Genomic DNA, 26,200 nt, shown 5'->3' on the forward strand with positions numbered 1-26,200 from the left:
TCTGTTGTGCCTCATGGTTTCTCAGGGGGGACCAGGGAATGAACCGTTGCCTACGTCCGCTGGCGTGCTTCGCCACCGCCGCAGCACTTGCGCTGTGTCCCGTTCAGGCCATCGCCAAGCCGCATCACCAGGCCAAGAGCGGCCACGGGGACAAGAAGGCGCTCAGCGCCAAGTCCAACACCAAATCGAACACCAAGTCCGCGCGCGAGGCTGCCTCCGGCAAGCGTCGCCATGCCAGACACAGCGCCGACAAACCCAAGTCAGCGAAGGCCAAATCCGTTCCGTCCAAGCCGGCTGAAACCGCGAAGGCATCCGAGCCGGAGAAACCCGCCGGGCCGCAACTGTCGGGCGACCTCGCCACGATCAGGGACGCCATCCTTGCCGCGCGCCGGGGCAAGACCGACGAGGCGACCGACATCCAGGCGAAGATCACCGACCCGGTGGGGCGGAAGCTCGTCGAGTGGTACCTGCTGCGGCATTCGGAATCGAGCGCGCCGTTCAGCCGTTACGCCGCGTTCGTCACCGCCAACCCGGACTGGCCAAGCGTCACGCTGCTGCGCAAGCGGGCCGAGGCGCGGTTGTGGCAGGAGCGCAGCGAGCCGGCCACGGTACACGGCTTCACCCTCGATCAGCCGATCAGCGCCAAGGGTAAGTTCGCGCTCGCCCGCACGTTGCTGGCCGAAGGCGATCGCGGTGGCGCCGCGCGGCTGGTGCGCGAGGCCTGGCGTTCGGAAGAGTTGCTGGACCGGACCGAGAGCGACGCCTACGACGCGTTCAAGGACCTGTTGACGTCGGACGATCATCGCGCCCGCATGGACAAGCGGATCGGCGCCAAGGATCTCGCCGGTGCCAGGCGCGCGGCGCAGCACCTCGGCAGCGACGCAGTGGCCATCGTGAAGGCCTGCGGGGCGGTCCGCGGACAATCGAGCAAGGCAGAGGACACGCTCAACGACGTGCCGGCCGATGCCCGCAGCGACCTCGGCTACACGCTCTGCCGCATCCAGTGGCTGCTCGCGAAGAACAGGATCGACGATGCGGCGCGCGTGACGATCGCGGCTGCGCCCGAGACGATGGCGCTGCAAGACACCGATCAATGGTGGCGCGAGCGCCGCATCCTCTCCCGCAAGCTGCTCGACCAGGGTGAGTACCAGGCGGCCTATGACGTGATCCGGGGCGCGGCGCCGCCGGACAACCCCTACTACCGTTCCGACATGCACTTCATGCGCGGCTGGATCGCGCTGCGCTATCTCGACGATGCCAGCACCGCCGCGGCGCATTTCGCTCACATCGACGAAGGCCAGACCAACCCGACCGTGCTGGCGCGCGCCGCCTATTGGCGCGGCCGGGCCGCCGAGGCGCTCGGCAACTCCGCGGCGATGCGGGCCGATTATCAGGCTGCTGCGCGCTACCCGACCGCCTATTACGGCCAGCTCGCGCTGGCCAAGCTCGGCCGTGATGGCATCGAGCTGCGCGCGCCGACATCAGCGGCCAACGCCGGCAGCATGGCCGCCGACGAGCGGGTGCGGGCCGCCGACATGCTCTACGCGATCGGCGAGCCGGACGTCGTGCTCTATTTCGTCGCCGACCTCGCCGAGGAAAGCACCGACGTCGGCATGCTCGAGGCGCTCGGCGAACTCACCGGTCGTCGCAACGATGCCCGCGCCATGCTGCAACTCGGCAAGATCGCGCTCGGCCGCGGCTTTGCCTTCGACCACTACGCCTTCCCGGTCATCGGCATTCCCAGGCACGCCCCGATCGCTCCCGATATCGGGCGCAGCATGACCTACTCGATCGCGCGTACCGAGAGCGCGTTCGACCAGCGCGACAAGTCGGCAGCCAACGCCGTCGGCCTGATGCAGGTGACGCCGGAAGCCGGCCGCGACACCGCCAAGCGCTTCAAGGTCAGCTACGACTGGGACAGGATGGTGTCCGATCCGGTCTACAACACACAGATGGGTGCGGCCGAGTTGAGCGCCCTGCTGTCGGAATACCGTGGCTGCCACATCATGACCTTTGCCGGCTACAATGCCGGCCGCGGCCGGGTCCGCGACTGGATCAAGGCCTATGGCGATCCGCGCGACCCCAATGTCGATGCGATCGACTGGGTCGAGCGGATTCCATTGTCGGAGACGCGCAACTACGTGCAGCGCGTGATGGAGAATTTCGCGGTGTATCAGGCGCGCTTCGAGGATGCAGGCACTGCGCTCGCAGCAAAGAGCAGCGACCGCGTCGTGACGCAGGAGAGCAACGCCGCGCCGGCGCAGTGAGATCAACTGCGGCCGCTACAGCAGATCGGTCTCCGTACGAACCTCGGCGCGGGCGAAAAACCAAGACACGCCTGCGACGAGGCAGGCGAACACCATCCAGGCAATCATCCCGCGGGCCTCACGCTGAGTGTCGATCCCGTAGTCGATGAAGAAGACCGGCAACAGGTACGCGAACGCAATTGTCCAAATACTCCAGAGCCCGCTTCGCGTCAGAATAAGGTAGACGAGGCCGCCGTAAACGAGCTGGACGATCAGCGCAGCAGCCAGGGCGATCAAGGACAAACGAAGAATGGCGCCTCCGGATGGAACGGGTGCACCATCCGACATCGCCCAATAGATCATCCATCCGACGAAGGCGACTGTAAAGGCGGCGCTGGAGACAAGCCAAGCAAGAACGAGATTCTTCATGGGCGCCCGCGCCGAAATGTGGACCGGCCTCTCAATCGACCTTCACATTGGCGGCCTTGATCATCGGCCACCATTTGGCGATTTCCGCCTTCTGCCAGGTACCGAGCGCTTCCGGCGTGAGCTGGTCCTGCGGCGGCATCTGCAAGCCGAGGTTTTCGAGCTGCTTCTTCACGGCGGGATCGCGCAGCGCCTGCACCGCCGCGGTGTTGAGCTTGGCCACGATCTCCTTCGGCGTGCCTTTCGGCACCCAGAGCCCGGACCACAGCGTCATGTGGAAGCCCGGCAGGCCGGCCTCGTCGACCGTCGGCACCTCCGGTGCGTTCGCAACCCGCTTGGAATCGGTGACGGCATAGGCACGGATGTTTCCGGCGCGGACCTGGTTGATCGAGTTCGAGGTCTGGTCGACGATGATGTCGATCTGACCGGCGACGAGGTCATTCAGCGCCGGCCCGGTGCCGCGATACGGCACGTATTGCAGCTTGATGCCGGAGACGTTCTCGAAATAGAGCCCGGCGATATGGCTGCCGCTGCCGGCGCCGGCGGTGCCCGCGGTCGGTGGCGATGGCCGCGACTTCAGCCACGCCAGCAGTTCCTTCAGCGATTTCGCCGGCACGTCGTTCTTGCTGACGATGATCATCGGGTTGCTCGGCAGCAGCACCACCGGCTCGAGATCGTCGACCAGGTCGTAGCCGAGCTTGTAGATCGCGCCATTCGCGACGTGGGTGCCGAGATGACCGAACGAGACGGTGTAGCCATCCGGCGCGGCGCGCACCGCGCGGCCGACGCCGATCGAGCCACCCGCCCCGGTCACGTTCTCGATCAGGACCACCTCGCCGAGCGACTGCTTCATGCGCTCGCCGAGGATACGCGCCATCGCATCCGATGGACCACCGGCCGCGAACGGCACCACGATGGTGATCGGGTGCGCGGGCCAGGTTTCCGCTGCGGCGGTTCCCGCGAACGCCACCATCGCCAGCACGGCCAGCACCAGCTTCCGCATCACGCTTCCCCTCGAATTTCGTTGTCGTATCATTTTTGAAGGGCCACCTTTCGACAAGATGGCCCTTCGGATGAGGCGTCAGAACTGCGAGAAGTCGATCGGCTTGTGCCGGTCGAGCGTGCGGGTGACCGGCGGCAACGGGTATTTCAGGCCGCTGGCGCAATTGAACAGCATCACGCGGTCGCTCTTGGTGACGCGGCCGTCGGCGAGGCTCTCTTTGTAGGCGGCGTAGGTCGCAGCCCCTTCGGGGCACAGCAGCAGCCCCTCCTCGCGCGCCACCTCGTTGAGCGCGGCAGAAATCTTGTCGTCATCGACGGCGATCGCAAAGCCCTTGCTCTCGCGCACCGCGCGCAGGATCAGGAAGTCGCCGATCGCCTGCGGCACGCGGATGCCGGAGGCGATGGTGTGGGCGTCCTCCCAGCGCGCCGCGTGTTCGGTGCCGGCCTCGTAGGCCCGCACCATCGGCGCGCAGCCTGCGGCCTGCACCGCGACCATGCGCGGCCGCTTCGAGCCGATGAAGCCGATCTTCTCGAGCTCGTCGAACGCCTTCCACATCCCGATCAGGCCGGTGCCGCCGCCGGTCGGATAGAAGATCACGTCGGGCACGTCCCAGCCGAGCTGCTCGGCGAGCTCGAGGCCCATCGTCTTCTTGCCCTCGATCCGGTACGGCTCCTTCAGGGTCGAGGTATCGAACCAGCCGACTTTCGCCTTGCCCTCGCCGACGATCTTGCCGCAGTCGTCGATATAGCCGTTGACGCGATAGACGGTGGCGCCCTGCAGCTCGATCTCGCTGACATTGACCTCCGGCGTGTCGGCCGGGCAGAAGATCGTGGTCTTGATGCCGCAGGAGGTTGCGTAGGCTGCCAGCGCCGCGCCCGCGTTGCCGTTGGTCGGCATCGCCATGTGCTTGATGCCGAGCGCCTTGCCCATCGACACCGCCATCACGAGCCCGCGCGCCTTGAACGAGCCGGTCGGCAGCCGTCCCTCGTCCTTGACGATGATCTCGCCGCCGCCAAGCTTCGCGCCGAGCTTCGGCAGCCGGATCAGCGGCGTCGTGACTTCGCCGAGGCTGACGATGTCCTGGCATTTGCGCACCGGCAGCAGCTCGCGATAGCGCCACAGATCGGCGGGACGCTGCGCCAGCGCATCCTTGGTCAGCGCCTTCTTCACGCCCGCCAGGTCGTAACGCACCAACAGCGGTTTGCCGGCCTTGGACAGATTGTGCACCTGGTCGGCGGGATAATGATCCCCCTCCATCGCGCATTCGAGATGGGTGACGAAGGTCGGGCGTTCGATGGTCAGGTTGTCGTTGTCTTTCATGGCTTCATCGCCTTTCTTGTTCTGATCTCATTGCTGTTGGACCCGTCACCCTGAGGAGGCCGCGCAGCGGCCGTCTCGAAGGGCGAACGGCCCCGCTGATCGATCCGGGCCGTGCATCCTTCGAGACGCGCTCCGCGCTCCTCAGGATGACGGGACCGTGGGCGCCGTCCGCGACCTCAAATATTCAGCACGCGCCCATAGGCGTCGAGCACCGCTTCCTTCATCATCTCCGACAGGGTCGGATGCGGGAACACGGTGTGCATCAATTCCTCTTCCGTGGTCTCCAGGTTCATCGCCACCACATAGCCTTGGATCAGCTCGGTCACCTCGGCGCCGATCATATGCGCGCCGAGCAACTGCCCGGTCTTCTTGTCGAACACCACCTTGACGAGGCCCTGGTCCTCGCCGAGCGCAATCGCCTTGCCGTTACCGACGAACGGGAAGCGGCCGACGCGGATCTCGCGGCCGCCCTCCTTGGCCTTGGCTTCCGTGAGGCCAACCGAGGCGACCTGCGGGTTGCAATAGGTGCAGCCCGGGATCAGCAGCTTGTCCATCGGATGCGGATGCAGGCCCTTGATCGCCTCGATGCAGATCACGCCCTCATGCTCAGCCTTGTGCGCCAGCATCGGGGGTCCTGCGACGTCGCCGATCGCATAGATCCCGGGGACGTTGGTCTTGCCGAGGCCGTCGATCACGATGCAACCGCGGTCGGTCTTGACGCCGAGCTTCTCCAGCCCGAGATTTTCGATATTGCCGACCACGCCGACCGCCGAGATCACGCGCTCGAATTCCTTGGTCTGGGGCTGGCCCTTGCCGTCGTCGATGGTCGCGACCACGCTGTCGGCCTTCTTCTCCAGCTTCGTCACCTTGGTCGAGGACATGATCTTGATGCCCATCTTCTCGAACCGCTTGCGTGCGAGCCCGGCGATCTCCGCGTCCTCGACGGGCAGGATCTGCGGCAACACCTCGACCACCGTGACGTCGGATCCCATGGTGTGGAAGAACGAGGCGAATTCGATGCCGATCGCGCCCGAGCCCACCACCAGCAGCGACTTCGGCATCCGCTCCGGCACCATCGCCTCGAAATAGGTCCAGATCAGCTTCTTGTCGGGCTCGAGCCCTGGCAGCACGCGCGGCCGCGCGCCGGTCGCGACGATGATGTGCTTGGCCTGATAGACGCCCTCGCCGCTGGCGCCCTTCGGCGCTTCGACCGCGGATTTCTTCACCGTGATCTTGCCGGGCGCGTCGATCGTGGCGTCGCCCCAGATCACCGTGACCTTGTTCTTCTTCATCAGGAAGCCGACGCCGTCGTTGAGCCGCTTCGAGACGCCGCGCGAGCGCTGCACCACCGCCTTCGGATCGAACGAGACGTTGTCCGCCGACAGCCCGTAATCCTTGGCGTGCTGCATGTAATGGTAGATCTCGGCCGAGCGCAGCAGCGCCTTGGTCGGGATGCAGCCCCAGTTCAGGCAGATGCCGCCGAGATAGGATTTCTCGACGATCGCGGTCTTGAAGCCGAGCTGGGCGGCGCGGATCGCGGTGACGTAGCCGCCGGGGCCGGAGCCGATGATGATGACGTCGAAGGATGTGTCGGCCATTATCTGTACTCCTGCCAGACCGTGCCGAGCAGCACGGCCCACACCAGCGCGAGCACGCCGGTCCCGATGATCATGATCCTGAACTGGATCGTGGAAATGAGGTCGCGGCTAACCGCGACGAGCAACGCGATGGCGATGGCCGCGAGGACGACGTACGGACCGTAGATCGCGTACATGGTCGATCCCCGTCAGACCATCATCATCACGGGGTTTTCGATCAGCTGCTTGAAGGCGCCGATCAGCTCGGCACCGAGCGCGCCGTCGATGGCGCGGTGGTCGCACGACAGGGTGACGCTCATCATCTGTGCGATCTCGATCTTGCCGCCACGTACGACGGGGCGCTCCTCCGAGGTGCCGACCGCGAGGATCGAGGCATGCGGCGGGTTGATCACGGCGGTGAAGTGGTTGATGCCGTACATGCCGAGGTTGGAGACTGCGGTGGTGCCGCCCTGGTATTCCTCCGGCTTCAGCTTGCGGGCGCGGGCGCGCGCGGCGAAATCCTTCATCTCGTTGGAGATGGTCGACAGCGTCTTGGTCTCGGCCTTGCGGATAATCGGGGTGATCAGACCGCCCGGCATCGCCACCGCGACGCCGACGTCGGAATGCTTGTGCTTGAGCATGCCGCCTTCGGTCCAGCTCACGTTGCAGTTCGGGATCTTCTGCAACGCCACCGCCATCGCCTTGATGACGAAGTCGTTGACCGAGATCTTGTAGAGCGGCTTCTTCTCCTTGTCCTTCGGCGCTGACGCGTTGATCTCCTCGCGCGCGGCGAGCAGCTTGCCGATGTCGCAGTCGATGGTCAGGTAGAAGTGCGGGATGGTCTGCACCGAGGCGGTGAGCCGCTGCGCGATGGTGCGCCGCATGCCGTCATGCGGCACGATTTCGTAGGAGCCCGGCTCGTACAGCGCCAGGATCTGCTTGTCCGACATCGACGGCGCGATGCTCGGGCCGGCCGCTGCGGGCGCGGCCGCCGGCGCCTTCAGGCCCTTGCCGGACTTGGCCTCCTCGACGTCACGCGCGACCACGCGGCCGTGCGGGCCGGTGCCGGCGATGCGGGCGATCTCGATATTGGCTTCCTTGGCGAGACGTCGCGCCAGCGGCGACGAGAAGATGCGGGCGTGTCCATTGGCCTGCGCCGCGGGAGCCGCTGCCGGCTGTGGCGCCGGTGCAGCGGCCGGTTTCGGCTCAGGCGCGGCCGCAGGAGCCGGCTTAGCTGCTTCGGCGGGCTTCGGTGCCTCGGCAGGCTTGGCCGCCGGTGCCGCGCCGCCTCCGGCGCTGGCCGCCGCCTTCACATCCTCTCCGTCGCCGGCGAGCACGGCGATGATATCGTTGACCGGCACATCCTGGGTCCCCTCGGGCACCAGGATCTTGGCGATCGTGCCTTCGTCGACCGCCTCGACTTCCATCGTCGCCTTGTCGGTCTCGATCTCCGCGATCACGTCGCCGGACTTGACCTTGTCGCCCTCTTTCTTGAGCCACTTGGCGAGGTTGCCCTTTTCCATCGTCGGCGACAGCGCGGGCATGAGAATATTGATCGGCATTGTCAGTGACCTTGTTGCGACCGCGGTTTGGTTTGGCCCATGTCGGTCGGCCGGGCGATTTCGGCTTCGAACATCTCGACGATGCGCGCGAGCGCTTCGTCCTCGGTGTATTCGCTCTCGCGCGAATAGGCACGCGCAGCATGGCGGGCGATGTCGACGAGCATCAGCCCCCACATGTCCGGCTCCTCGAAGGCGCGCTGGAACGCGATCGACAGGCCGCCATCGACGACGAAGGCGCGCAGCACCTCGATGGCATCGTCGCGCCCCATCACGTCGGGCGGCAGCGGCTGCTCTTTGGGACCGGCCATCGGCGTTACCGGTAGGACACGGCCTTGGCGGCCGCGACCACCTCGGCGACGGAAGGCAGAGCGAGCTTCTCGAGGTTGGCTGCGTAAGGCATCGGCACGTCCTTGCCGGAGACGCGCGCAACGGGAGCGTCGAGATAGTCGAACGCATGCTCCATGATGCGCGCGGCGACCTCGGAGCCGACACCGCTCTGCTGCCAGCCCTCCTCGACCGTGACCGCACGGCCGGTCTTCTTCACCGAATTGATGATCGTCTCGGTGTCCATCGGACGGATGGTGCGGAGATCGATCACCTCGGCCTCGATGCCTTCCTTGGCGAGCTCATCGGCCGCCTTCAGCGCATAGGACATGCCCATCGCCCAGGAGACGATGGTGACGTCCTTGCCGGGGCGCGCAATCCGCGCCTTGCCGATCGGCACCACGAAATCGGGCAGCTTCGGCACCTCGCCGGTGTGGCCGTACAGCATCTCGTTCTCGAGGAAGACCACCGGATTGGGATCGCGGATCGCGGCCTTGAGCAGGCCCTTGTAGTCGGCGGCCGAGTACGGCGCGATCACCTTGAGGCCCGGGATCTGCGAATACCAGGCGGCGTAGTCCTGGCTGTGCTGGGCGGCGACACGGGCGGCGGCACCGTTCGGGCCGCGAAACACGATCGAACAGCCCATCTGGCCGCCGGACATATACAGCGTCTTGGCCGCGGAGTTGATGATCTGGTCGATCGCCTGCATCGCGAAATTCCAGGTCATGAACTCGACGATCGGCTTCAGCCCGGCCATCGCGGCCCCGACGCCGACGCCGGCAAAACCGTGCTCGGTGATCGGCGTATCGATCACGCGCCGCGCGCCGAACTCCTGCAACAGGCCCTGCGTCACCTTGTAGGCGCCCTGATATTCCGCGACCTCTTCGCCCATGATGAAGACGTCGCCGTCGCGGCGCATCTCCTCGGCCATCGCATCGCGCAGCGCCTCGCGGATGGTCTGCGTGACCATCTCGGTGCCGGCGGGAATTTCCGGATCGGGCAGCGCCTCGCTGACCGGCGCGGCCGGCGCCTTCGCGGCCGGCGCTTCCGCCTTTGCATCCGACTTGGCGTCGGCAGCAGGTGCAGCCTCCGCGGCCTTCGGCTGCGGCGCCGCAGCGGCCGGCGCCTTGGCGAGATCGGCGGCGCTTTCGCCGTCGGCCAGGATGGTGGCGATCGGCGTATTCACCGCGACATCGGCGGTGCCTTCCGGAATCAGGATCTTGCCGAGCGTGCCCTCGTCGGTGGCCTCGACCTCCATCGTCGCCTTGTCTGTCTCGATCTCGGCGATGACGTCACCGGACTTGATGGTCTCGCCTTCCTTCTTCAGCCATTTGGCGAGGTTGCCCTTCTCCATGGTGGGCGACAGCGCAGGCATCAGCACTTGAATGGGCATATCGGCTCCCGAAATCGGTCTTGAAATTAGTCTGCGCGGGTGGGGTCAGCGGTAGATGTCGGTGTAGAGCTCGGACGGATCGGGCTCCGGATCGTGCTGCGCGAAGTCGGCGGCTTCGTTGACGATCTCGCGCACCTCGGCGTCGATCGCCTTGAGGTCCTGCTCGCTCACGCCTGAGGCCAGCAAGCGGTTGCGCACCTGCTCGATCGGGTCCTGGTCGTGACGAACCTTCTCGACCTCCTCGCGCGTGCGGTACTTGGCGGGATCGGACATCGAGTGACCACGGTAGCGGTAGGTCTGCATTTCCAGAATGATCGGACCATTGCCGCCGCGGCACCAGGCCGCAGCCTCATCGGCGGCGGCCTTCACCGCGCGCACGTCCATGCCGTCGATCTGCTTGCCGGGAATGTTGAAGGAGACGCCGCGCTTGGAGAAATCCTGCTGGGCAGACGCGCGCGACACCGAAGTGCCCATCGCATAGCGGTTGTTCTCGATCACATAGATCACCGGCAGCTTCCACAGCTCAGCCATGTTGAAGCTTTCGTAGACCTGGCCCTGGTTGGCCGCGCCGTCGCCGAAATAGGTCACGCTGACGTTATCGTTGCCGCGATAGCGGTTGGCGAATGCAAGGCCGGTGCCGAGCGACACCTGCGCACCCACGATGCCGTGACCGCCGTAGAAATGCTTCTCCTTGCTGAACATGTGCATGGAGCCGCCCTTGCCGCGCGAATAGCCGCCGCGGCGGCCAGTCAGTTCGGCCATCACACCCCTGGATTCCATGCCGCAGGCCAGCATGTGGCCGTGGTCACGGTAGCCCGTTATGACCTCATCGCCCGGCTTCAGCGCCATCTGCATGCCGACCACGACGGCTTCCTGGCCGATGTAGAGATGGCAGAAACCGCCGATCGCACCCATGCCGTAGAGCTGACCGGCCTTCTCCTCGAAGCGCCGGATCAGCAGCATGTCGCGCAGAGCCTTGAGCTCTTGTTCCCTGGTGAACTCGGGCGGCGAGCCAGCCTTCTCCTGCCCTGATTCTTTTGCGACGGTTTTCTTGGGTGCGGCCATGGCAATTCCGGGTGAGAGAAGTCGGAGAACCCTCTCTAACCCAACTCAAATCGCCTTGGAAGGATTGCGTTCGCTGGATGGAATTTTGCTATGCCGCAGTGCAGCGCGGCGCGACACTTTTGTGATAGCGCGTGAGTGTTTTTGAAATTTGAGAACGCAAGTCAGTTCGACTTGTTGATCCGAACCAGATCACGCGGGTTGACGTAGTCGAGCTGGAAGCGCGCACGCTCGTCCAGCATGTCGGGATCGACTCGATCCGACCGCAGCAGCGACACCCGCTGCTCGCCTTCGGCCCGCTCCTTCTTCAATCGCGCCAGCTCCGAAGTCAGCGCGATGATCTCCTGATCGAGCTCCTGGCGCGCGTTCAGGCCGTATTTGCCGGTGTAGGCGTTGACGCCGAAATAGCCGACCATCAGCGCCGCCAGCGTGTAGAGGGCGAGACCGGACAGGATCGATTTGAGGCGCGTGCGGGAAACCATGGCCGCGAAGATGCGGCCATGGCGGTTAACGGAGTGCTAAGGGCGCGACCATTTGACCACGAAAGCGCCGCGCGCTTCCGCAGCTCAGCGGTTCTGCTTTTCGACGAAGGCAGCGAAGGCGTCGAGATACTGTTGCAGCACGCCCTTGAGCGACTCCTTGGTCAGTTCGCCCTTGTCGTCGAAGGCATCGCCGACGCCATTGAGGTAAGTCTCCGGCTGGCCGAGGATCGGGCCGGCGATGCCGGGCAGGATGTTCTGCAAATGCTTCACCGCGCTGACGCCGCCGAGCGGTCCGGGCGAATTGCCGATCAGGCCGACCGGCTTGCCGGCGAACGAGCTCTTGCCATAGGGCCGCGAGCCGACGTCGATCGCGTTCTTCAGCACGCCCGGGATCGAGCGGTTGTATTCAGGGGTCACGAACAGCACGCCGTTCGATTTCTGGAGCTTCTCGCGGAACGCCAGCCAGTCGGCCGGCGGGGCCGCTTCGAGATCCTGGTTGAAGAAGGAGATGCCGTGCAGCGTCGTGACGTCGAGCTTGAGCGAGGCGGGCGCGAGCTTGGCCAGCGCATTGGCGATCTTGAGCGACAGGCTCTCCTTGCGGATGCTGCCGACGATGGTGACAATGTTATAGGCCATAGCAATTCCCCTCGGGTTGCGCGTGAAAGCGTCGACCTCACCTACCGGCGCGCCAAGAACGATGCAAGTGCATGGATCGTCCAATTCCGGAAACGCAGCGTTCACGAAATTGACCGAACGAGCCCTGCTCCTCTGCCTCTTGGGCGAGCGCCGTCCGGCGCCGTTAAGGGCCATTCCGCCTGAAAGCCGGCTCAGACGCAACCCGGGGCCAATTGTCGACATGTTCCTCGAACCATACTGTGGCTCGATTCCATGCACCTTTCCGGTTGACCGACGAGCACGCCATGGCAGAGCGTAAGATACGGGTCGCAATCCTGTTCGGCGGGCGATCGGCCGAACATGACGTGTCGCGGGCGTCGGCAGCGAACGTGCTTCGCTCGCTCGACCCGGATCGCTACGAGACCACGGCGATCGGCATCACCCGGGACGGCCGCTGGATCGCAGCCGACGCAGGCAACGGCGCCGGCGCAGGCAGCGGATCACTCACCATTCCAGACCACGGCCCGCAACTCGCCTTGCTGCCGGGCGGACAGGGCCGCGTCGTCGTGCTACAGGGATCGGCGGCACCTGCGGAATTGCCGGCGTTCGATGTCGTCTTCCCGGTCCTGCACGGCCCGAACGGCGAGGATGGCACCGTGCAGGGTGCGCTCGAACTCTCCGACGTGGCCTATGTCGGCTCGCGCGTGATGGGCTCGGCGGCCGGCATGGACAAGGACGTCGCCAAGCGCCTGATGCGCGAGGCGGGATTGCCGATCGTCCCCTTTGTCGTGATGTCGGCAGCGGCTCCGATCAGCTATGCCGATGCGGTCAGCGCGCTCGGGTCGCGCGAACTGTTCGTCAAGCCCGCCAACATGGGATCATCGGTCGGCGTGTCGCGGGCAGGCAATGCGGAGGAGTTCGAGAGCGGCTGCCGATTGGCGCTCCGCTTCGACAGCAAGATCCTGATCGAGCGCTGTGTCGCGCCGGTCCGGGAAGTCGAATGCGCCGTGCTCGAGGATGCCGAGGGCCGCGTCCGGGCCTCCCAGCTCGGAGAGATCGTGCCGTCCGACAAGCACGGCTTCTACTCATACGACGCAAAATATCTCGATGCCGACGGCGCCCTGCTTCAGGTGCCCGCCGACGTCCCGCCCGCCGTCGCCGATCGCATCAAGGAGCTCGCGATCAGGACGTTCGGCGTACTCGGCTGCGAAGGCATGGCGCGCATCGACTTCTTCCTGCACGGCGAGCAGGCTTACGTGAACGAGGCGAACACCCTGCCCGGCTTCACCAATATCAGCATGTATCCGCGGCTGTGGGAGGCCAGCGGCCTGCCGCAACCCGCGCTGATGGATGTGCTGATCGGCCATGCCCTCGAGCGTCACAAGCGCTCCAGGGGGCTGGCATTCGAGCGCGAGTAGAATTTGCCTCGGGCAGCACGACCGCCCGACGACGCCCATCGGTCTGGTGGAACGCTGCGCGCCTACCGTTTCGGGTTGCGCCGGCGGATATGGTCGAAGCCTTGCTTGATTGCGGCGAAGCGCGCGTCGATGATCGGCTCGAATTCGAGGTCGGTGAAGATATAGGGCCAGTCGTTTTCGACGCCTTCGCGGACCAGCTCACCGACATACATGGGATCGATGCCTTGGGAGATGCGTTCCCGGACCAGATTGATCCGTTCGGCAATGGGGCCCGACGTCGGCAAGACACGGAGCTCTCCCTCGAAGCGCTGCGGCAGGTTGCGCCTTGAGTCCACGATTTGAGTGCGGATGAACCCGGGACACAGCACCGATACGCCAATCCCACGGGGCGCCAGCTCGAGCCGCAGGCCCTCGGACAGCGCGACAACGCCGTACTTTGAAACGTTGTATGCCGTGCTCCCTCCCGAGATAAGCCCAGCAATCGAGGCTGTGGACACGATGTGTCCACCTTCGCCATGCTGCTCGATCAACGGCCCGAAGATCTCGATCCCCCAGATGGTCGCCATCAGGTTGACGCCCAGGGTCCAATCCCAGGACGCATCGGTCCAGGCGCCATAGGGCCCACCGCCACCGACGCCCGCATTGTTGACCAGGATATGCACCTTGCCATAGCGAGCAATCGTGGCTTCGGCCGCCGCCACGAGTTCGGACTTGAGCGAGACGTCCGCTTTCACGCCGTCGACATCGGCGTTGGTGCGCTTCAATCGCTCGATCGCCGCGGACAGGGCTTGTTCTTCGATATCGCAAAGCATGACTTTCGCCCCCGCCTGGGCGAGAGCAGTCGCGATCCCCAGCCCGATGCCTGAGGCAGCACCGGTCACGAACGCGGTCTTTCCAGCGAGTTCTTTCACGCGCATTCTCCTTCCGCAGACCGAGACGCTGGCCCAAAACGCCAAGCGTCTCCGGACGGAATATGACCGCGATTTCCAGCGATTGGGAAGCGCGCGGATGTTCGCTTCTGCGCCAAGCTTGGAGCTGCCCGGGGACAGCCTTTCGCTTCGATCCTCAGCCCTTGTTCGGGTTGATCAGGAATTTCTCGCCGGTTGCGCGCTTGCCATAGACGGCGATGTTGTCGAGCTGCAAGGTTTCCTGCAACGACACCACCTTGGTGTAGTGACTTGCGAACGTGGTCTTCAACTCGGCCACCACGCGCTGGCGCAGCTTGTTGCCGGCCTCCGGGCCGATCTTCATCAGGAACGGGAACAGCAGCCAGCCGCCGACGCCCCAGGCCATGCCGAAGCCGCGCGGCAGCTCGATCGAGCGGGTGTCGAGGCTGCCATAGACATAAACCTGCTTGTGCACATTCGAGCCGTAACGGCTGTAGGCCTTGGCGGTCTTGTTGATCGCGGTTTCCATCGCGACCAGGATCTGCCCGGCGAGCTTGCCGCCGCCGATCGCGTCGAAGGCGATGGTCGCGCCGGTCTCGACCAGCGCGCTGGTCAGATCGTCCATGAAGCTGGGTGCGCTGGAATCGACGACGTGCTTGGCGCCGATCCTGTGCAGGATGTCGGCCTGCTCCTTGTTGCGTACGATATTGACGAGGCCGATGCCGTCCTTGAGGCAGATCTTGTTCAGCATCTGGCCGAGGTTCGACGCCGCCGCGGTATGCACCAGCGCCTTGTGTCCCTCGCGCCGCATCGTCTCGGTCATGCCGAGCGCGGTCAAAGGATTGACGAAGCAGGATGCGCCTTCCGCCGGCGTGGTGCCTTCGGGCAGCGGCAGGCATTCGTTGACGCGCAGCGTACGGTATTCCGCATACATCGCGCCGCCGATCATCGCGACCGTCTTGCCCATCAGCGCTTTCGCGGCGTCCGAGGAGCCGGTCTTGATCACGACGCCGGCGCCTTCATTGCCGACCGGCATCGACTCGTCGAGCCGCGCGGCGAGGCCGGCCATCGCCGCCTCCGGCACCCGGGCGGTCACCACGGGCAATTCCCTGCTGCCGGAAACCTTGGCCGATGACATGTCGGCCGGGCCGATCAGGAGGCCGAGATCGGACGGATTGATCGGGCTCGCCTCGACCCGGACCACGACTTCGTCGGGGCCGGGCTCGGCGGTCGGGACATTGACCAGCGATAGCTCCAGTTCGCCATTCTTCTTGAGCAGCGAACGCAGTTGCAGCCCATTCTTGCCGTCACTCATCGCACATCCTCCCTCGACTTCCATTTGCTGCCCTGAAGTTGGACGCTCCCCAGGGTCGGCCCGTTACCTTCGGCCCTGCCGATATGGGCCGGGTCGACAACGATGTCCAGCAATTGGCGACTTCAAAAGGATAGTTTCAAGACGACGGCTTTGGCGTAGGCATTTTTACCCAGCGCTGCGGTGTCGCGCGCGCCCGCGCGCGGCGGGGTCATCTTGCGCCTACGGCATCAGGCCGCGCCGCACCGCGTGCGACAACGACGTGTCGATCGTCCCCATGGCGGCCGGATTGCTCCTGAACGTCGTGATGTTGCGGACCGCAAGAAGCTTGTCGAGCTCGTTCTGCTCGATCAGTCCCGTTGCGAGCATCTCTTCGATCCTGAAGTCATCGACCACGAATGGCTTGCCGGCAGACCGGCAGACCGTCTTGATCGGGCAATAGACGTCCCCCTCAATCGCCGTGACCTGCGCGGCCTCGCGCTCGATGGTTCGCTCTCTCTTCGCAAACTGCTCGGCAAACTGCGGATCGAACAGGACGAGCAGCGTTTCCTGACGATCCGACGCGAGAAGACGAAACAGAAGCAGCGACACGACCGTAATCTTGGCGGCGGATCCCGATAGGTGTTTGGCCAGCGGACTGCTTTCGAGTGATGCACATGTGACGCCGATCGCGATACCGAGCGCCAGGATCAGATCGAACTCGGCATTTCCGTATATCTTGTCACCAAACCATTGCACGATGCAGGAGGCCAGGGCGATCGGAACGTGAAGGGCCGTGAATCTGGCGCCATCCGTGCTGCTGGTGAACACCCAGCAAAGCCAGATCAGCGCGGCAAGCGCGGACCACTGCAGATGACCGAGATTGCCGATCAGGTGAGCGATGTCGTAGTCACGGGCCGTGAACAGGTTGCGGAAAAAATCGGATCCGAAGATTGCACCACACAGCGCGAGCCCGGCGGTCGCGGCGATCACGCTGGCGACGACCGCGGGGATCGCGCTGGCGCGGCGGCGTGCGAGGAGCCAGATCACCGCAGTCAGCGGGATCGCGATCATGCTGTGCTTCCAGAAGCCACCGATGACCATGACGAGCAGCGGACCAAGCGCCGATCGCACGCCCGATCGTTCCGAGGTCAGGAGCCATGCGAGGCCGCCCCCCATGATCGCCTCGCCGGCAAGTTGCGGATCATTCGCCCCAACATAGTTCGTGAAGTTGTGGGACATGATCGCGACGTACCACAATGCCCCGATGGCGGGACCGAAGATCCCGCCCGCCAGTGCCCGAACGCAGACGAAGATTTCGACGCTTACGGCGATCAACGCGACCAGCGACAGCCAGCGCCCGACAAAGAGATTGTCCGCGAGAAGATTGCCCAGCGAGCCAACGCAGTAGAACGAGAGCGGCGGATAGTTGTTGACGACGAGAGCGCTCGGGGCCGGATAGATCGTTTTCCAGGCCGCCGCAGCGTCCTGGAAGTAGGCGTTCCAGGTTTCCGTGAACCAGATTTCGATCAGGAATTGCGATCGCCAGACCGGGTAGAAAAAGAAGTAAAGCGCGACCAATGCCGTCGCCCCGATAAGGGCGGCATCAACCCGATCAAGAACAGTTGGGACGTCGAGAGAGAGTTTCCGGTTACTCGCCCCGACAACGGAAATGTTCGACAACACGCTGAAACAGTGGCCGAAGGAGCGACCAATGGCAACCGAAAGGTAAGACAGTAATGATCCGGAGTTGCCTTGTTCACGAAATGCGGGGCTTCCGCACGCGGACGCCGGAGTCATCACCCGCTACCTGGCGACGCCATACACGTCGCCAGCCCAATCGACTGCTCACAGCGCGAGGACGATGGTAAGCCTCGTTACCGCGCGTGAGCTTGGCGTGCCTTACGACAGCGCCTTCAAGGCCGCCCTGCCCGCGTATTTCGCCTGGCTACCGAGTTGCTGCTCGATGCGCAGCAGCTGGTTGTACTTGGCGGTACGGTCGGAGCGCGCCAGCGAGCCGGTCTTGATCTGCCCGCAATTGGTGGCGACAGCGAGGTCGGCGATCGTGGAGTCCTCGGTCTCGCCGGAGCGGTGCGACATCACGGCGGTGTAGCCGGCCTTGTAGGCCATCTCGATCGCCGCCAGCGTCTCGGTCAGCGTGCCGATCTGGTTGACCTTGACCAGGATCGAGTTGGCGCGGCCATGCTTGATGCCGTCGGCGAGCCGGGTGACGTTGGTGACGAACAGATCGTCGCCGACCAGCTGGCACTTGTTGCCGATCGCGTCCGTCAGCTCCTTCCAGCCCTCCATGTCGTCTTCCGACATGCCGTCCTCGATGGTGACGATCGGATAGCGGCCGACCAGATCGGCGAGATACTTCACCTGCTCGGAACGCGAGCGGGTCTTGTTCTCGCCGCCATAGACGTAGGAGCCTTCCTTGAAGAACTCGGTGGAGGCGCAGTCGAGGCCGAGCACGACGTCGTCGCCCGCCTTGTAGCCGGCCTTGCCGATCGCGTTCATGACGAATTCGAGCGCGGCATCGGCCGACGGCAGGTTCGGCGCGAAGCCGCCTTCGTCGCCGACATTGGTGTTGTGGCCGGCCTTCTTCAGCTCGCCGCGCAGCGTGTGGAAGATTTCCGAGCCGCAGCGCAGCGCTTCGGCGAAGCTGCTGGCGCCGACCGGCAGGATCATGAACTCCTGGAAGTCGATCGGGTTGTCGGCATGCACGCCGCCATTGATGATGTTCATCATCGGCACCGGCAACGTCCGCGCCGAGGTGCCGCCGACATAGCGATACAGCGGCATGTCGAAGGATTCCGCGGCGGCCTTGGCGCAGGCCAGCGAGACGCCGAGGATGGCGTTGGCGCCCAACCGGCTCTTGTTCGGCGTGCCGTCGAGCTCGATCATGATCTGGTCGATCGCGACCTGCTCCTCGACGGCCTGGTCGCTGAGCGCCTCGAAGATCTCGCCATTGATGGCGGCGACCGCCTTCTCGACACCCTTGCCGAGATAGCGCGACTTGTCGCCGTCGCGCAGTTCCACCGCCTCATGGGCGCCGGTGGAAGCCCCCGACGGCACCGCCGCGCGGCCAATCGACCCATCCTCCAGCACCACATCGACCTCGACCGTGGGGTTGCCGCGGCTATCCAGGATTTCGCGGCCGATGATGTCGACGATGTCAGTCATGAGAACCTCTTTTGGCAGTGCGGGGGGCAGATGGCGGTGCTTCTACCGCAATGCATCGAGGGGGAAAAGGCCGGGTGACGGGCGCCCCCGCATTGGATAAGAGGACGCCACGGAGACGCTCTGATGGCAAAGAAATCCACCAAATCAACCACCTCCCCCGACCTCCAGCTCGGCCGCGCGGTGGAATGGCCCGATGCGCCGGAAAAGGCGCAGCTCGACCGCGTGCCCAACCCACAGGCTGGTACCGATTACCTGGTCCGCTTCACGGTGCCGGAATTCACCTCGATCTGCCCGGTGACGGGCCAACCGGACTTCGCGCATCTGGTGATCGACTTCGTGCCGGGCCGCTGGCTGCTCGAATCCAAGTCGCTGAAACTGTTCGCCGCAAGCTTCCGCAACCATGGCGCGTTCCATGAGGACTGCACGGTCATGATCGGCAAGCGGATATCAGACGAGATCAAGCCGAAATGGCTCCGTATCGGCGGCTACTGGTACCCGCGCGGCGGCATCCCGATCGACGTGTTCTTCCAGACCGGACGACTGCCCAAGGGCATCTGGGTCCCGGATCAGGGCGTCGCGACGTATCGCGGGCGGGGCTAGGGCGGCCCCCTTTAACCTTCGCTTCAACTCTGCTTCGCTACGGTCGTGTGGACTTTCTTGTGCAACCCGCAGGCCACACGTGAATGACACTTCCAATTCGGCCACCTTTGACGCTCGTCAACTTCGCTTCTGGCTAGCAACCCTTTCTCCCGGCGATCTGTCTGTAAATGAAGGCGCGGCAGCTCACCCCGGAAGCCTGATGATCACCAGCATCGGAAGCCCCAATGATGCGTTGTGGTCGCAGATGGAACGCGCGGGTTGGGCGCAACAGATCGCGGGCGATGACCTCTCCATCGCGGGCGTAGCGAGTACCTACGCTTTCACGGAGCTGGGCGCGCATGCAGTGACGAAGGCACTCACCGAACTCGCCTCCTGGAATGCCGAGGTAATGGCGTTATTCAAGGGATTCGACGCGCCGGAGCACGTGCGACAGCTCAGCAGTGTCTTTAGCCGATTGTTCCTTCGAACAGAGGCCCAACTCGCCATCGCAAAGAAAACGAGTCCCGCAACAGAGGAAGGTCTGGTTCGGCAGCGTGACTACGTCCTGGCACTGGACGAGATCAGCAAGGGCGTCCGGATGGCGGGGCAGTACATCATCGAGGCCCTTGCGCTTGGTCCGGACAGCGACCTTGGTCGAGTCCGCGTAGAGCGAAGCACGGCCGGCCTGCGCTATGCGGAACAATGTCTGACGGAATGGGCAGCCGAGATGCGCACTCAGCAATCCGACAGTTCGTCGCCGTCGTCCTGATCTAAGCCTCGACATCCGGCCGCGCCGCCGCATCCGTCGGTCGCGTCTGCTTCAAAAATCTCGCGCAGATGAAGCCGAGTACGACCATCACGGCGGCGGCCGAGACCAGCGTTGCGGTCTTGCCGGCATGTTGCAGCCCAAAACCGTAGGCGATCGGGCCGACGGTCTGGCCCATGAAGAAGAAGAACGAGTGCAGCGACAGCGCGGTGGCGCGCGCCTCGACCGAGAGCTCGCTGGCGAACACCTGCAAGCAGCCGTGGATCATGTAGAAGCCGAGGCCCATCACCATGAGGCCCGCCATCTGCAATTTCCAGTGCGGCCCGAAAGCGACGCCGACTAATTGAATTGCCACCAGCGTCGCACCCGCGATCATCATCCCCCTCACCCCGATCAGCGGCAGCATCCGCGCCACCGTCAGCGTGTAGAGCAATCCGCCGATCGCAAAGCCCGCGATCACGATGCCGGCGATCGACAGCGAGGTCTCGCCGAGCTCGAACAGGAACGAGGCGATGAAGGGAAACAGCCCAAGGACGCAGCAGCCTTCGATGAAGACAGCCGAGTAGCAGATGCGCGCGTTCGGATTGGTGAAGATGGTGCGATAGCCGTGGCGCAGCGCCTTCAGGCTGGTGCGCGGCGGACGGTTCAGCGCGGCGCCGCGGAAACCGGCTGCGACCGCGAGCGCGACGATGATCACAAGGCCGCCGAGCACCGCGAGTACGCCGCGCCAGCCGAGGAAGTCACCGATCAGGCCGGAGGCCGTGGCGCCCAGCAGATTGCCGGTCATCGAGCCTGCGAGAGTCCGCCCGATCGCAAGCTGCCGCTTGTCCGGCCCGACCAGGTCGCTGGTCAGCGACAGCGCCACCGGAAACACGCCGCCGGAGCCGATGCCGGCCAGGATGCGGGTCACGAACAGCATCGGGAACGAGGTCGACAGCGCGCCGAGGATGCTGGCGACGCCGAGCAGTCCGAGGCAGATCGTCATCAGGCGCGCCTTGCCGAACAGATCGGCGGCGGCGCCGATCGCCGGCTGGATGATTGCGAAAGTGAAGGCGAACACCGCGGCAAAGCTCGCCGCGGTCGCGATGCTGACGCCAAAATCGTCGGCGACATGCGGCAGCACCGGATCGAGCGCGCGCACCGACAGGCTCGCCGCGAAGGTCGCCAGCGTGATCACGTTGAGAACCGGCGGCATGCCGCTCTTTGCGGTCATGTCGCAGTCCGTCTGTCAGGTTGCGGTTTTGGCGAGTGCGTCGAACTGCATCAACCGCCTGACGAGGGCCTCGAAGTCGCGGAGCGGCACCATGTTCGGACCATCCGACGGCGCGTGATCCGGATCGGGATGGGTCTCGATGAACACGCCGGCGACGCCGACTGCGACCGCGGCGCGCGCCAGCACCGGCACGAACTCACGCTCGCCGCCCGACGAGGTGCCCTTGCCGCCCGGCTGCTGCACCGAATGGGTGGCGTCGAAGATCACGGGCGCACCGGTGGTGCGCGCAAGGATCGGCAGCGCGCGCATGTCGGAGACCAGCGTGTTGTAGCCGAACGACGCGCCGCGCTCGGTGACCAGCACGTTGGCATTGCCGGCGCCGGTGATCTTGCTGACCACATTGGCCATATCCCACGGCGCCAGGAACTGGCCCTTCTTGACGTTGACGACCTTGCCGGTCGCAGCCGCAGCCAGCAGCAGGTCGGTCTGCCGGCACAGGAAGGCCGGGATTTGCAGCACGTCGACCGCCTGCGCCACCTCGGCGCACTGGCTGGCTTCGTGCACGTCGGTCAGCACCGAAAGCCCGAGCGACGAGCGGATCTCGGCGAAGATCGGCAGCGCCTGCGCAAGCCCGATGCCGCGCGCCGCGGTCGCGCTGGTGCGGTTCGCCTTGTCGAACGAGGTCTTGTAGACGAGGCCGATCTTCAGCCGCGCCGCGATCTCCTTCAACGCGGAGGCGACTTCAAGCGCATGTGCGCGGCTCTCCAGCTGGCAGGGACCGGCGATGATCGAGATGGGCGAGGCGTTGCCGAATTCGGCCGATCCGACGGCAACGATCGGCGCGGCGGCCCGCGCGGAAACCTGGTTGGTCAAAATGCTGCATCCTTTTGGCCTGCGACCATGCAATCCCGCGCGGGGCGGATCAAGCCGTCCCGCGCGATGAGGGGGTTGCGCTGGCGCCGTGGGTGCGCCGTGCTATCACAATCCTGCCCTATCAGCCCCTATAGACTGCCGCGGAACAGATTCCCAAGACCGGATTTCAGACCGGATTTCAAGACCGGATCGTACGAGGAACGAGATGCGCATTTCGCTGGTGCTCGGAGCCGCGGCCGCCCTGTCGGCAATATCGGGACTGGCCCATGGCCAGGCCAACAGCCAGCCCGGCGTCGTCACCAGCGGCGCCGCCGGCGTCACCATCAACGGCAAGCCGGCCGCGCGCAGCGGCGATACCACCAGCAATGGCGGCCCGCTGGTCGAGGGCGTGCCCAACGTGCTGATCAACGGCAAGCCGGCGGTGGTCATGGGCGACCGCACGCATTGTGGCGGCAAGACCACCTCGGGCAGCCACGGCGTCTTCATCAACGGCAAGCCGATGGTCCGCGAAGGCGATCAAACCTCGGGTTGCCCGCAATAGCCGTCGCAGGGGGCGCGACAAGACCAATCATCGCGCCCTCAACTCCGCGCCCGTGCTACTTCACCGACGAGAACGCGGTCGGCACCAGCAGCTGGTTTTCGATGGTGAGAACGATCTGGCCGTCCTCCTCGGTCTTGGCGCGCGCGGCGAGCCATTCCGGGTCGGTTGCGAACGCCGTCCATTTTGTCTCGCGCTCGGCCAGCGATTCCCAGGCCAGCAGATAGGTCAGGTCCTGGTTGGATTCGCCGACCAGCGTCGTGAAGAAGCCGGCCTGCCTGATGCCGTGCTTGTCCCAGAGCTTCAGCGTGACGGTCTCGAAGCGCTTCAGCAGCGCCGGTAAGCGGCCCGGCAGGCAGCGATAGACGCGGGTCTCGTAGATCATTGGCGGTCCTCCCAGATGGTTGTGCGGGCGGTTATACCGAGCGGGTTCCAGACTGTCTTGAGGGGGTGACAACATGGCACCCCTGCTCGCCCGCGGCGGCCATTCCCGCAATGTTGTTGCAATGTTACTTGCCCTAGAACCAGCCGTGGGAGCAGGACGAAGAACACATGCGGATACTGCTGGTTGAAGACGAGGCCGAGATGGCGGCGGCGCTGGCGCAGGCGCTGAAAGGCTACGACATGGTGGTCGACCATGTGCCGAACCTTGCCGAGGCCGAGGAGGCGATTTCCGCCGACGTGCATGGCGCGGTGCTGCTCGACCGCCAGCTGCCCGACGGCGACGGGCTCTCGCTGATCCCGAAGCTGCGCGCCAAGGCCGACGGCGTTCCGATCATCGTGCTGACCGCGCGCGGCGACCTCGCCGATCGCGTCAGTGGGCTCGACAGCGGCGCCGACGACTATCTGGCCAAGCCGTTCGCGGTCGAGGAGCTGATGGCGCGGCTGCGCGCCGTGCTGCGCCGACCCGCCGGCGTGCAGTTCGAGATCATCAAGGCCGGCCGCATCGCGTTCGATTGCAGCCACCGCGAGGCCAGCATCGAGGGCCGCCCGTTCGAGCTGCCGCGGCGCGAGCTTTTGGTGCTGGAGACGCTGCTGCGCCGCATGGGGCGCACCGTGCTGCGCGCGACGCTCGAGGAAGCGGTCTACAATTTCGAGGACGAAATCCAGTCGAACGCGCTCGACGCTCACGTCTCGCGGCTCAGGCGCAAGCTCGCCGACGCGGGTGCCGGCGTCGAGATCCACAGTATCCGCGGCGTTGGCTATCTGCTGAAACAGACGTCATGAGCGAACAGGCCGATCACTATTGCCTGCGCTCCAAATTGAGCTGGCGACTGGTGGCGCTCCAGGCGCTGCTGCTCGCGATGCTGATCGTCTGCCTGATCAGCGCGCTGTGCGCCACCGGTTTCCTGATCGTTCCGCGCGACGAGGATCACGTCATCTCCATCGTGCAGAGCGCGATCGCGCGCGATGCGCAGGGCAATCTGGTGTTGCGCCCGACCGCCGACCTCAAGCAGCTTCGCGACAACACGCCGGACCTCTGGTTCCTGGTGCGCGACCGGGGCGGTCACTCGCTGTCGGAAGGCGCGGTACCGCCCGAATTCGCCAGGATCGGCGATGCACTCGACCAGATCAGCCAGGCCAGACTCGGCTGGCAGATGTTCGAGGACGATCCGCGCAAGCCGCCGGCCCGGCTGAAGCGCGTCAATTCCGACGCCGGCCCGGTGCAGGTGCTCACGGCCACGCAAGGGCCGACGTCGAGCCTCAAGACGGCACTCGCCACGACGCTGGCATTCCTTGCCATCGCCCTGCCCGGCCTGTTGCTGATGGCGTGCGCCACATTCATCGCGACGCCGATGGTGGTGAAGCGCGCGTTCGCCGGCCTCGACACCGCGGCCGACCAGGCGCGCCGGATCGACTTCCAGCAGCGCGGCAGCCGGCTGTCGGCCGACCATTTGCCGCTCGAGGTCGCACCGCTGGTGACCGCCGTCAACGATGCGCTGACGCGGCTCGACGACGGCTATTCGCGCCACCAGCGTTTCGTCGCGGACGCCGCGCATGAATTGCGCACGCCGATCGCGATCCTCAACACCCGGCTGGAGTCGCTGCCGCCGGGCCCCGAAAAAAACCGCCTGCTCGAGGATTCGGCGCGGCTGGCGACGCTCGCCGAGCAGTTGCTCGACATCCAGCGCTTCGACCAGTGCCGCAATCCGTTCGAGCGCGTCGATCTCGTCGCGGTCGCGCGCAATGTCGCCGCCGACCTCGCGCCGCTTGCGATCGCGGCCGGTTATGAATTGTCGCTCGAGACTGCAATCGATCGGATCGAGACGCAAGGCGATCGCGCCGCGCTGGAGCGCGCGCTGACCAATCTCGTGCAGAATGCGATCCAGCATGGCGGCCGGCGCGGCACCATCACGATCCATGTCGGCAGCGCCACGACCATCGACGTGTCAGACGAAGGCGACGGCATTCCGCAGAACCAACGCACGCGGATCTTCGATCCGTTCTACCGGCTCGCGCCGCTCGATCGCGGCGCCGGCCTCGGGTTGAACATGGTGCGCGAGATCGCAAGGCTGCATGGCGGTCACGTCTCCGTGCTCGACGGACCGAAAGGCGGCGCGTGCTTCCGGCTCACATTGCCGCCAGCGCCGTTCGCGTCATGACGCGAGCAACATCGCGCAATGTTGGCGCAATGCAAGTGCCGCAAAGAAGATGGCGCGCCACGCAGATGAGTCGAGGCGCTGCGACACTTTGCTGGGAATCCCAATGGCACATGATCTCCTCTCATTCTTCACGGCGTGGATGGCAGCCCCCGGCCGCGTCGGCGCCATCGCGCCGTCGGGCGCGGCGCTCGCCGAACTGATCACGCGCGACATCACCGCCGAGACCGGCCCGGTGCTCGAGCTCGGTCCGGGAACGGGCGCCTTCACCTATCAGCTGCTGAAGCGCGGCGTGCGCCAACAGGACCTCACGCTGATCGAATACGGTTCGGATTTCATGCGGCTGTTGCAGCTGCGCTTCCCCGGCGCGCGCGTGCTGTGGATGGATGCGGCGCGGCTGGCCTCGGAGCGGCTCTATGACGGCGCGCCGGTCGGCGCCGTGGTCAGCGGATTGCCGCTGCTCAACATGTCGCCGCGCAAGGTGATCTCGATCGTCAGCGGCGCGTTCAGCTATATGCGTCCCGGCGGCGCGTTCTACCAATTCACCTACGGCATGCGCTGTCCGGTGCCACGGCCGATCCTCGACCGGCTCGGCCTGCGCGCCACGCTGGTCGATCGCGCGATCATGAACGTGCCGCCCGCCGCGGTCTACCGGCTGACGCGACGTCCGCAATACAAGCTAATGACGCGGGACGTCACGCCCGCGGCGAATGCGGGTGTTTCGCCCTCCACGAGGGAACGCAAGGCCAGCATCGTGCCGGTATGAACCGGTCGGCTGACCAGCTTACGAAAAACGCTGCCACGCGGCTTGACGCGATACGCCGAGCGCCTGCCCGATC

At 65.2% G+C, this 26,200-nt stretch carries 26 protein-coding genes; 8 read left to right on the top strand and 18 right to left on the bottom strand.

Going from position 1 to position 26,200, the window contains the following annotated elements; translation table 11 throughout:
* Positions 1-38: 38 nt before the first annotated feature.
* On the top strand, positions 39-2,267 hold the full coding sequence (locus tag B2W55_RS21840; RefSeq protein WP_024583580.1) for a lytic transglycosylase domain-containing protein: 2,229 nt from the start codon (positions 39-41) through the stop codon (positions 2,265-2,267).
* A 15-nt stretch (positions 2,268-2,282) separates the two neighbouring features.
* On the opposite strand, the gene B2W55_RS21845 is transcribed toward B2W55_RS21840, so the two are convergent.
* The 11 genes from B2W55_RS21845 to B2W55_RS21895 form a co-directional block, all read right to left on the bottom strand.
* Positions 2,283-2,675: a hypothetical protein gene (locus B2W55_RS21845; protein ID WP_024583579.1), complete on the bottom strand. Its 393-nt coding sequence runs from the start codon at positions 2,673-2,675 to the stop codon at positions 2,283-2,285.
* 31 nt (positions 2,676-2,706) lie between these two features.
* Positions 2,707-3,675, bottom strand: a complete 969-nt coding sequence (locus B2W55_RS21850) for a tripartite tricarboxylate transporter substrate binding protein BugD (protein ID WP_024583578.1) — start codon at positions 3,673-3,675, stop codon at positions 2,707-2,709.
* A 78-nt stretch (positions 3,676-3,753) separates the two neighbouring features.
* Positions 3,754-4,995: a threonine synthase gene (locus tag B2W55_RS21855; protein WP_024583577.1), complete on the bottom strand. Its 1,242-nt coding sequence runs from the start codon at positions 4,993-4,995 to the stop codon at positions 3,754-3,756.
* Between the two features lie 176 nt (positions 4,996-5,171).
* Positions 5,172-6,593, bottom strand: a complete 1,422-nt coding sequence (lpdA, locus tag B2W55_RS21860; RefSeq protein ID WP_024583576.1) for a dihydrolipoyl dehydrogenase — start codon at positions 6,591-6,593, stop codon at positions 5,172-5,174.
* Positions 6,593-6,769, bottom strand: coding sequence for a hypothetical protein (locus B2W55_RS21865; protein ID WP_168200204.1), 177 nt, complete (start codon positions 6,767-6,769; stop codon positions 6,593-6,595). Before B2W55_RS21865 ends, lpdA begins: the two co-directional genes overlap by 1 nt.
* A gap of 12 nt (positions 6,770-6,781) precedes the next feature.
* Positions 6,782-8,134 carry a pyruvate dehydrogenase complex dihydrolipoamide acetyltransferase gene (locus B2W55_RS21870; RefSeq protein ID WP_024583575.1) on the bottom strand — a complete coding sequence of 451 codons (1,353 nt, stop codon included), beginning with the start codon at positions 8,132-8,134 and terminating at the stop codon, positions 6,782-6,784.
* Positions 8,135-8,136: 2 nt separating this feature from the next.
* Complete coding sequence (locus B2W55_RS21875; RefSeq protein ID WP_024583574.1) at positions 8,137-8,442, bottom strand: DUF5076 domain-containing protein; 306 nt, start codon at positions 8,440-8,442, stop codon at positions 8,137-8,139.
* Between the two features lie 5 nt (positions 8,443-8,447).
* Positions 8,448-9,851, bottom strand: a complete 1,404-nt coding sequence (locus B2W55_RS21880; protein WP_024583573.1) for a pyruvate dehydrogenase complex E1 component subunit beta — start codon at positions 9,849-9,851, stop codon at positions 8,448-8,450.
* A 45-nt stretch (positions 9,852-9,896) separates the two neighbouring features.
* Positions 9,897-10,916 (bottom strand): pyruvate dehydrogenase (acetyl-transferring) E1 component subunit alpha, encoded by a 1,020-nt coding sequence (pdhA, locus tag B2W55_RS21885; RefSeq protein WP_043855714.1) that lies wholly within the window; start codon positions 10,914-10,916, stop codon positions 9,897-9,899.
* 161 nt (positions 10,917-11,077) lie between these two features.
* Entirely contained in the window at positions 11,078-11,395 is a 318-nt protein-coding gene (locus B2W55_RS21890; RefSeq protein ID WP_024583571.1) for an FtsB family cell division protein, read from the bottom strand.
* A gap of 84 nt (positions 11,396-11,479) precedes the next feature.
* Positions 11,480-12,031: an NADPH-dependent FMN reductase gene (locus B2W55_RS21895; RefSeq protein ID WP_024583570.1), complete on the bottom strand. Its 552-nt coding sequence runs from the start codon at positions 12,029-12,031 to the stop codon at positions 11,480-11,482.
* Between the two features lie 284 nt (positions 12,032-12,315).
* On the opposite strand from B2W55_RS21895, the gene B2W55_RS21900 reads away from it, so the two are divergent.
* On the top strand, positions 12,316-13,428 hold the full coding sequence (locus B2W55_RS21900; protein WP_024583569.1) for a D-alanine--D-alanine ligase family protein: 1,113 nt from the start codon (positions 12,316-12,318) through the stop codon (positions 13,426-13,428).
* 62 nt (positions 13,429-13,490) lie between these two features.
* On the opposite strand, the gene B2W55_RS21905 is transcribed toward B2W55_RS21900, so the two are convergent.
* The 4 genes from B2W55_RS21905 to eno form a co-directional block, all read right to left on the bottom strand.
* Positions 13,491-14,339 carry an SDR family NAD(P)-dependent oxidoreductase gene (locus tag B2W55_RS21905; protein ID WP_024583568.1) on the bottom strand — a complete coding sequence of 283 codons (849 nt, stop codon included), beginning with the start codon at positions 14,337-14,339 and terminating at the stop codon, positions 13,491-13,493.
* 154 nt (positions 14,340-14,493) lie between these two features.
* Positions 14,494-15,630 carry a zinc-binding dehydrogenase gene (locus tag B2W55_RS21910; protein WP_024583567.1) on the bottom strand — a complete coding sequence of 379 codons (1,137 nt, stop codon included), beginning with the start codon at positions 15,628-15,630 and terminating at the stop codon, positions 14,494-14,496.
* Positions 15,631-15,849: 219 nt separating this feature from the next.
* Positions 15,850-17,406: a hypothetical protein gene (locus B2W55_RS21915; RefSeq protein WP_145987168.1), complete on the bottom strand. Its 1,557-nt coding sequence runs from the start codon at positions 17,404-17,406 to the stop codon at positions 15,850-15,852.
* A 102-nt stretch (positions 17,407-17,508) separates the two neighbouring features.
* Complete coding sequence (gene eno, locus B2W55_RS21920) at positions 17,509-18,792, bottom strand: phosphopyruvate hydratase (RefSeq protein ID WP_024583565.1); 1,284 nt, start codon at positions 18,790-18,792, stop codon at positions 17,509-17,511.
* 123 nt (positions 18,793-18,915) lie between these two features.
* On the opposite strand from eno, the gene queF reads away from it, so the two are divergent.
* The gene (gene queF / locus B2W55_RS21925; RefSeq protein ID WP_024583564.1) at positions 18,916-19,392 is read left to right on the top strand and encodes a preQ(1) synthase; all 477 of its coding nucleotides are present in this window, start codon (positions 18,916-18,918) and stop codon (positions 19,390-19,392) included.
* A 79-nt stretch (positions 19,393-19,471) separates the two neighbouring features.
* Positions 19,472-20,140, top strand: coding sequence for a hypothetical protein (locus tag B2W55_RS21930; RefSeq protein WP_145987167.1), 669 nt, complete (start codon positions 19,472-19,474; stop codon positions 20,138-20,140).
* 1 nt (position 20,141) lies between these two features.
* Here B2W55_RS21930 and B2W55_RS21935 read toward each other — a convergent pair whose 3' ends face one another.
* Both B2W55_RS21935 and kdsA read right to left on the bottom strand, forming a co-directional pair.
* The gene (locus B2W55_RS21935) at positions 20,142-21,350 is read right to left on the bottom strand and encodes an MFS transporter (protein WP_024583562.1); all 1,209 of its coding nucleotides are present in this window, start codon (positions 21,348-21,350) and stop codon (positions 20,142-20,144) included.
* Positions 21,351-21,365: 15 nt separating this feature from the next.
* Positions 21,366-22,223, bottom strand: coding sequence for a 3-deoxy-8-phosphooctulonate synthase (kdsA, locus tag B2W55_RS21940; protein WP_024583561.1), 858 nt, complete (start codon positions 22,221-22,223; stop codon positions 21,366-21,368).
* Between the two features lie 205 nt (positions 22,224-22,428).
* Here kdsA and B2W55_RS21945 point away from each other — a divergent pair, with 205 nt between their 5' ends.
* Entirely contained in the window at positions 22,429-22,764 is a 336-nt protein-coding gene (locus B2W55_RS21945; RefSeq protein ID WP_024583560.1) for a PAAR domain-containing protein, read from the top strand.
* A 55-nt stretch (positions 22,765-22,819) separates the two neighbouring features.
* Here B2W55_RS21945 and B2W55_RS21950 read toward each other — a convergent pair whose 3' ends face one another.
* Positions 22,820-23,146, bottom strand: coding sequence for an NIPSNAP family protein (locus B2W55_RS21950; RefSeq protein ID WP_024583559.1), 327 nt, complete (start codon positions 23,144-23,146; stop codon positions 22,820-22,822).
* A 167-nt stretch (positions 23,147-23,313) separates the two neighbouring features.
* On the opposite strand from B2W55_RS21950, the gene B2W55_RS21955 reads away from it, so the two are divergent.
* The 3 genes from B2W55_RS21955 to B2W55_RS21965 all read left to right on the top strand — a co-directional run bounded on the left by B2W55_RS21955 (position 23,314) and on the right by B2W55_RS21965 (position 26,127).
* On the top strand, positions 23,314-23,988 hold the full coding sequence (locus B2W55_RS21955; RefSeq protein WP_024583558.1) for a response regulator: 675 nt from the start codon (positions 23,314-23,316) through the stop codon (positions 23,986-23,988).
* Positions 23,985-25,364, top strand: coding sequence for a sensor histidine kinase (locus tag B2W55_RS21960; RefSeq protein WP_024583557.1), 1,380 nt, complete (start codon positions 23,985-23,987; stop codon positions 25,362-25,364). The genes B2W55_RS21955 and B2W55_RS21960 overlap by 4 nt, the downstream gene beginning before the upstream one ends.
* Before the next feature lie 103 nt (positions 25,365-25,467).
* Positions 25,468-26,127, top strand: coding sequence for a class I SAM-dependent methyltransferase (locus tag B2W55_RS21965; RefSeq protein ID WP_029879764.1), 660 nt, complete (start codon positions 25,468-25,470; stop codon positions 26,125-26,127).
* The last annotated feature ends 73 nt before the right edge of the window (positions 26,128-26,200 follow it).

Origin of the sequence: Bradyrhizobium sp. UBA2491 (genome assembly GCF_002341725.1) — a bacterium.
GTDB lineage: Bacteria > Pseudomonadota > Alphaproteobacteria > Rhizobiales > Xanthobacteraceae > Bradyrhizobium.